Annotated in this window: 7 protein-coding genes; 5 read left to right on the forward strand and 2 right to left on the reverse strand. The window is 73.4% G+C overall.

The annotated features are described in order from the left end of the window. The first annotated feature begins 50 nt into the window (after positions 1-50). Both DY218_RS12725 and DY218_RS12730 read left to right on the forward strand, forming a co-directional pair. Positions 51-1,253, forward strand: a complete 1,203-nt coding sequence (locus DY218_RS12725; protein WP_128556094.1) for a sensor histidine kinase — start codon at positions 51-53, stop codon at positions 1,251-1,253. Between the two features lie 125 nt (positions 1,254-1,378). Then, positions 1,379-2,080, forward strand: a complete 702-nt coding sequence (locus DY218_RS12730) for a response regulator transcription factor (RefSeq protein ID WP_128556102.1) — start codon at positions 1,379-1,381, stop codon at positions 2,078-2,080. Between the two features lie 43 nt (positions 2,081-2,123). On the opposite strand, the gene DY218_RS12735 is transcribed toward DY218_RS12730, so the two are convergent. Next, positions 2,124-3,230 (reverse strand): DUF5937 family protein, encoded by a 1,107-nt coding sequence (locus tag DY218_RS12735; RefSeq protein WP_128556095.1) that lies wholly within the window; start codon positions 3,228-3,230, stop codon positions 2,124-2,126. 162 nt (positions 3,231-3,392) lie between these two features. On the opposite strand from DY218_RS12735, the gene DY218_RS12740 reads away from it, so the two are divergent. Then, positions 3,393-3,575, forward strand: coding sequence for a hypothetical protein (locus DY218_RS12740; RefSeq protein WP_128556096.1), 183 nt, complete (start codon positions 3,393-3,395; stop codon positions 3,573-3,575). 22 nt (positions 3,576-3,597) lie between these two features. Here DY218_RS12740 and DY218_RS12745 read toward each other — a convergent pair whose 3' ends face one another. After that, entirely contained in the window at positions 3,598-4,776 is a 1,179-nt protein-coding gene (locus DY218_RS12745; protein ID WP_128556097.1) for a threonine aldolase family protein, read from the reverse strand. Between the two features lie 136 nt (positions 4,777-4,912). Here DY218_RS12745 and DY218_RS12750 point away from each other — a divergent pair, with 136 nt between their 5' ends. Together DY218_RS12750 and panC are read left to right on the forward strand one after the other, a co-directional pair. Continuing rightward, a complete protein-coding gene (locus DY218_RS12750; protein WP_407703610.1) occupies positions 4,913-5,902 on the forward strand; it encodes a Rossmann-like and DUF2520 domain-containing protein in 990 nt (329 codons plus the stop codon). Next, on the forward strand, positions 5,899-6,633 hold a 735-nt coding region (gene panC, locus DY218_RS12755; protein ID WP_128556099.1), incomplete at its 3' end, for a pantoate--beta-alanine ligase. The genes DY218_RS12750 and panC, both read left to right, overlap by 4 nt.

Below are 6,633 nucleotides of genomic sequence, written 5' to 3' on the forward strand. Positions count from 1 at the left end.
GGCCCTGCGGTTGACCCCGCGCCGTGGGCGCCGTACCTACGCTGGGTTACGTGCAGCGCTTCTACGACTTCCTCCGCAGACACCCGACAGGTGTCGACAGCTTCTGGGCTGTCGTCCTGTTCCTGCTGAGCGTGGTCGGGATGGCGTCCACGGCCGATGTGAACAGCTACGGCCCGGAGGCGCTGGCCGTGGTGATCAGCCTCGTGCTGTCCCTGGTGGTGGCGCTGCGGCGGCGTGCCCCGGAGAAGATGCTGCTGCTCGCCGCCGCCACGGGCGTGGTCCAGGTGATCGTCGATGTCCAGACGATGCCGGCCAACTTCGCCATGCTCGTGATCATCTATTCGACGGCTGCCGAGGGCGCTCCGTGGTCCCGCCGGTTCGGTCTGGTGGGCGGGCTGCTCGCGGCGCCGATCTCGCAGCTGCGCTGGCCCGAGGACAATGTCAGCGCCGCGGGCAATTTCCTCTTCACCGCCTTCCTCATGGTCCCGTTCGTGCTCGCCTGGGTGCTCGGTGACTCGATACGGACCCGGCGGGCGTACTTCGCGCAGCTCGAGGAGCGGGCCGACCGCCTGGAGAAGGAGCGCGAGGCGCAGGCCAAGGTCGCCGTGGCGGCCGAGCGCGCCCGGATCGCCCGCGAGCTGCACGACGTCGTCGCGCACAACGTCTCGGTGATGGTGGTCCAGGCGGACGGGGCCGCGTACGTCCTCGACGGCGCGCCCGACCAGGCACGCAAGGCCCTGGAGACCATCTCGGGCACCGGCCGGCAGGCGCTCGCCGAGATGCGCCGGCTGCTCGGTGTGCTGCGCACCGGCGAGCAGCGCGAGAGCGGCGAGTACGTGCCTCAGCCGGACGTCGAGCAGATCGACGAGCTGGTCGAGCAGTGCCGCGACTCGGGCCTGACCGTGGACTTCAAGATCGAGGGCACTCCGCGGCCGCTGCCGAGCGGTGTGGAGCTGACCGCGTACCGCATCGTCCAGGAGGCGCTCACCAACACCCGCAAGCACGGAGGCGACCACGCGGGTGCCAGCGTCCGCATCGTCTACTTCGACGACGGCCTCGGCCTGCTCATCGAGGACGACGGCAAGGGTGCTCCGCACGAGATGTACGAGGACGGCGGCGCGGACGGCAGCGGGCACGGGCTCATCGGCATGCGGGAGCGCGTCGGTATGGTCGGCGGGACCCTGGACGCGGGGCCGCGGCCGGGCGGTGGGTTCCGGATCAGTGCCCTGCTGCCGCTCAAGCCCGCCATCTGACCTGTGGCCGACCGGCCGCTGCTTCGTCCCCGCTGCTCGACCCGTAGCTGCTCGACCCGTAGCCGGCGGCGCCCCGCCGTCGACGTCCTGGAGGGACCGCCTTGGACAGCCAGCCGATCCGCGTGATGCTCGTCGACGACCAGGTGCTGCTGCGCACCGGATTCCGTATGGTGCTCGCCGCCCAGCCGGACATGGAGGTGGTGGCCGAGGCGGGCGACGGCGCGGAGGCGCTCGAAGTGCTGCGCTCCACGGCGGTGGACGTGGTCCTGATGGACGTCCGGATGCCGCGTCTGGACGGGGTCGAGGCGACGACCCGGATCTGCGCGCCCGCCAAGGCCGCCGCGGCGGCGGGGCGGGAGGACGCGGAGAAGCACGGTCCGAAGGTGCTCATCCTGACCACCTTCGACCTCGACGAGTACGCCTTCTCCGGACTGAAGGCCGGGGCCTCGGGCTTCATGCTCAAGGATGTGCCGCCCGGTGAACTGCTCGCCGCCATCCGGGCCGTGCACAGCGGCGACGCCGTCGTCGCGCCGTCCACCACGCGGCGGCTGCTCGACCGCTTCGCACCGATGCTGCCGCAGACCGGGGCGGGGCCGCAGCACAAGGAGCTCGAGCGGCTCACCGACCGCGAGCGCGAGGTGATGGTCCTGGTCGCCCAGGGCCTGTCGAACGGCGAGATCGCCGCGCGTCTGGTGCTCTCCGAGGCCACGGTGAAGACCCATGTGGGCCGGATCCTGACCAAGCTCGGGCTGCGTGACCGGGTGCAGGTGGTGGTGCTCGCGTACGAGACGGGTCTGGTACGGGCCGGCGGGGGCGGCGCGGGCTGACGGGGTGCCGGCCGGGCCCGACAGCTTCATTCCGGGACGGACCTCACCGCAGGACGTTCTCGATGAAGTCGCCGCCGAGCCGGGCCACCGTCGTCAGATCGAGCTGGTGCAGTACGTACCGTCCGCGGCGCTGGGTGGTCAGCAGACCGGCCTTCTTGAGCACGGTCAGATGGCGGGATATCTCCGGTGCCGTCATGCCGTGCGCATCGGCCAGCTCGCCGGTCGTGTACGCACCGCGGGCCAGATGGCGGCAGAGCCGGATCCGTACGGGATGTGCGAGCGCCTCCATGCGCCGGGTCAGCTGCTCGACGGACGCGCGCGTGGTCAGTGCCTCCGCGGCCACCGGATAGTGCAGGACGGGCTGCCAGCCGTACCGGTGCAGGACCATCAGGTGCGGGCGGCCGAGGCTGGTCGGCACCAGGGCCAGACTGCCGGAGCCGGTCGCCGTGCGGCCGTCGGCGAACTTGTCGACCGTGATGCGGGTGCCGTGCTCGTCGAGGCCGACCGCGCGGGACACCGCCGACAGGGCGTCGGGGAGTCCGCGGTGTCTGAGCAGCTCGCTCTTGTGGCGGACGTCCGCGGCGAGCTCCGGGCGCAGCCGGGTCCAGACGTCCGCGAAGAACGCCTCGTCGCACTCCTCGATCAGTCGCCGCAGCCAGCCGCGCACGGCGGGCGGGTCGTCGAGCAGACGCTGGGTGAAGGCCACCTGATGCGGCCCGCGGGCGGCCGCGAGGTCCAGGGCGCGGCGCCGGGCGGTGGAGTCGCTCAGTACGTCGGGACCGGGGCGGGTGCTCGGATACTCGCAGGTGAACTCCAGGGCGGCGTCCACGAATTGGCGGTCGGTGAGCTTGTCCAGCTGGTCGAGCTCCTCGGCGAGCGTCCCGGCCGGCAGGGCGTCGCGCCCGGGCAGCCCGGCGAACGGCAGGAAGACGTCGGAGAACGTCGTACGCCACAGGAAGTCCGCCTCGGAGAGACGGTCGGCGAGGCACGGGTCGAGGCAGGACGAGACGGCGGACGACCAGCCGCGCAGCGAGGGGTGATGGCCCGGCTCGCTCAGCGCGTGCAGGGCCATGCCCAGCTCGGCCAGGGGCGAGGTCACGAAGGTGATCCGCTCGGCCTGCAGTCCGCTGATGTCGATGCTCACACTCACACCCCCATGGTGCCCGGTGGGTACGACAACGGCCCCGTCGATTGACGGCTCCGGTCAATCGGCGTGACCGGGCGGCACCGGTGGGCGCAGTGTCGGTGATGTCCGGAGGCCGTCGGCCCCGGGAACCACCCACCACTCGTGACCTGCACCGGAGGCATCGCCATGAGCATCACCTCGACCTACTCCCTGGACGTCTACCGCGCCGTGCAGCGCGGCGAGGCCATCCCGCCGGCCCCGGGCCGGGACGACTGGCGGGTGATCGCCGAGCTGCGCGAGGCGCGCCGGGCGGCCCGGCCACCGCGCAGGCCCGGCCTGCTCGCGCGGATCCTGGGACGCCTCGCGTGAGGTCGCGTGCCCGGGCCCCGTGTCAGGCGTGCGGGGGCAGTCGGCGGACGAAGTCCACGAGCGCGTCGTGGACTTCGTCCGCCGACCAGTCCAGACCGGCGGCGGCCACCGTCACCTCGGTGTACGCGAGGTCCGGCACCGGACCCGCGATCCAGCGGCGGAAGAGGGCGGTCCCGGTCTCCTCGGCCTGCCGCACCGTCGCCTCGTTCAACTCCCCGGCGGACCGGGGCAGCCACACCTGGAACTGATGCGTCATCGGCACCTCGGGGTGCACGCGCGCGTAGGGCACGCCCACCGTGTGCAGTCCCTTCCGCAGCGCCTCGGCGACCACGCGCGCGTGCGCGACGTACGCGGGGAGCCTCGGCAGCTCCCGGTCGATGCCGATCAGCGCGGACAACGCCGTCGGATACTGCTGGAAGACCCGCCCGCCGTACCGGTGCCGCCAGACCGTGGCCTCGGCGATCAGGGACTCCGGTCCGGCCAGGACCGCTCCGCCGAGTCCGTCGAGCGACTTGTAGAACGACACATAGACGCTGTCCGCGAGGGAGGCGATCTCGTCGAGCGGGCGGCCGAAGTGCGTCACGCACTCCCACAGGCGCGCCCCGTCGAAGTGCACCACCGCGTCCCGCTCCCGTGCCGCGGCCACCACGTCCACCAGCTCCTGCCAGGACGGCAGGACGAAACCCGCCTCCCGCAGCGGCAGTTCGAGCATCAGCGTCCCGAAGGGCTCCGGGTGCTCGTGCACCTCGTCGGCGGTCGGGAGCCGTCGCTCGTGCGTCGGGTGCACCGTCCGCAGGCCGCTGAGGGCCCCGAAGGCGCTCTGCCCGTGCACCTCGGGGTGGGCCAGCGGATGCAGCGCCACCGTCGCGTCCCCCGTGCGTCCCGCCCAGCATCGGAGCGCCACCTGCTGGGCCATGGTCCCGGTCGGGAAGAACGCGGCGGCCTCCTTGCCGAGCAGCCCGGCCACCCGCTCCTCGAGGACGGCCACGACCCCGTCCCCGTAGACGTCGACTCCGTCGTCCGGGTCGTGGACCTCCGCGGCGGCCGCAGTGAGCGCGGCCAGGGATTCGCCCGTCGTACGGTCGGCGCTCGGTCGTGACAGGACGCGCTCCGCCCCGCGCAGGGCGGCGGCATGGCGACCGCGGTCCTCTGGGTCGGCTCCGTACGGCCGGTGACGCTGGTCCCGCGCGCGCGTGGTCATCCACAGATCATGGCTCATGCGCGTACGCCGACGCACAGCCTGTGGACCACCCCGGCAGGGCCCGTGCCGCCTGTGGACAGGGCCGGTACGGGTCCTGGGGGCTCGCGTTAGCATGACGAGAAACGTCCGGTACCCCATGCGGACTGGAACGGAAGGCCGTCGTCGCGTGAACCGAACACCACAGCCTGATCCCAAGGACCGCCCGGCCAGGCTCACCGTCGGCGTCGTCGGCGCGGGCCGCGTGGGCCCCGCGCTCGCCGCCGCGCTCCAGCTCGCCGGCCACCGGCCGGTCGCCGCCTCCGGAGTCTCGGAGACCTCGGTGCGCCGGGCCGCGACCCTGCTGCCCGACGTCCCCCTGGTACCGCCCGCCGAGGTCCTCGCGCGCGCGGAGCTCGTCCTGCTGACCGTCCCCGACGACGCCCTTCCGGGCCTCGTCGAAGGCCTCGCGGAGACCGGCGCCGTACGACCCGGCCAGCTGGTCGTGCACACCTCGGGACGCTTCGGCACCGGCGTGCTCGACCCCGTGCTCCGGGCCGGCGGCCTGCCCCTCGCACTGCATCCCGCGATGACGTTCACCGGCACCTCCGTGGACGTCCAGCGCCTGGCGGGCTGCTCGTTCGGCGTGACCGCGCCCGACGAGCTGCGGCTGGCGGCCCAGGCCCTGGTCATCGAGATGGGCGGCGAACCGGAGTGGATCGAGGAGAGCGCACGGCCGCTGTACCACGCGGCCCTCGCGCTCGGCGCGAACCACCTGGTCACCCTGGTCGCCGAGGCCATGGACCTGCTCCGCACGGCCGGCGTCGAGGCCCCCGACCGGATGCTCGGACCGCTGCTCGGCGCCGCTCTGGACAACGCCCTGCGATCCGGCGACGGCGCGCTGACCGGCCCCGTCGCGCGCGGCGATGCCGGCACGGTCGCGGCGCACGTCACCGAACTGCGCAAGCACGCCCCCGGCACCGTCGCCGGATACCTCGCCATGGCCCGCGCCACCGCCGACCGTGCCCTGGCGCACGGCCTGCTGAAGCCGGAGCTCGCCGAGGACCTGCTCGGCGTGCTCGCCCACGGCGGCGACGGCACCGGCACGGGCCCCGGCACCACCGACAGCGCCGGAGAGGACCCCCGATGACCGTGCTGCTGCACACCGCAGCCGAACTGCGCGCACTCGGCCGCCCCGGCCCGGCCGGCAGCCGTGCGGTCGTGATGACCATGGGCGCCCTGCACGACGGCCACGCGGGCCTGATCCGGGCCGCCCGGGAGCTCGCCGACCAGGTCGTGGTGACCGTCTTCGTCAACCCGCTGCAGTTCGGCGCGGGCGAAGACCTCGACCGCTATCCGCGCACCCTGGACTCCGACGTCCGGGTCGCCGAACAGGCGGGCGCCGACGTGGTGTTCGCCCCCGACACGGACGAGGTCTACCCGGGCGGCGAGCCCCAGGTGCGGATCTCCGCGGGCCCGATGGGCGAGCGCCTCGAAGGGGCCGTACGCCCGGGCCACTTCGACGGCATGCTCACCGTCGTCGCCAAACTGCTGCACCTCACGGACCCCGATGTCGCGCTCTACGGCCAGAAGGACGCCCAGCAGCTGGCACTGATCCGCCGTATGGTCCGCGATCTCAACTTCCCGGTGCAGGTCCGCGCGGTGCCGACGGTCCGCGACACCGACGGCCTGGCCCTGTCCAGCCGTAACCGCTATCTCTCCCTCGGCGAGCGGCACACCGCACTGGCCCTGTCCCGCGCCCTGTTCGCGGGCCGCGACCGGCTCACCGCCCAGGCCGCCCTGCACGCGCGCGCCCAGGCCGCACCGCCGCCACGCGCGCGTGCCGACGCCCTGACGGCGCTCGGCGAGGCCCGTGCCGCC

It is taken from the genome of Streptomyces triticagri, assembly GCF_003429565.1.
Taxonomy (GTDB): Bacteria; Actinomycetota; Actinomycetes; order Streptomycetales; family Streptomycetaceae; genus Streptomyces; species Streptomyces triticagri.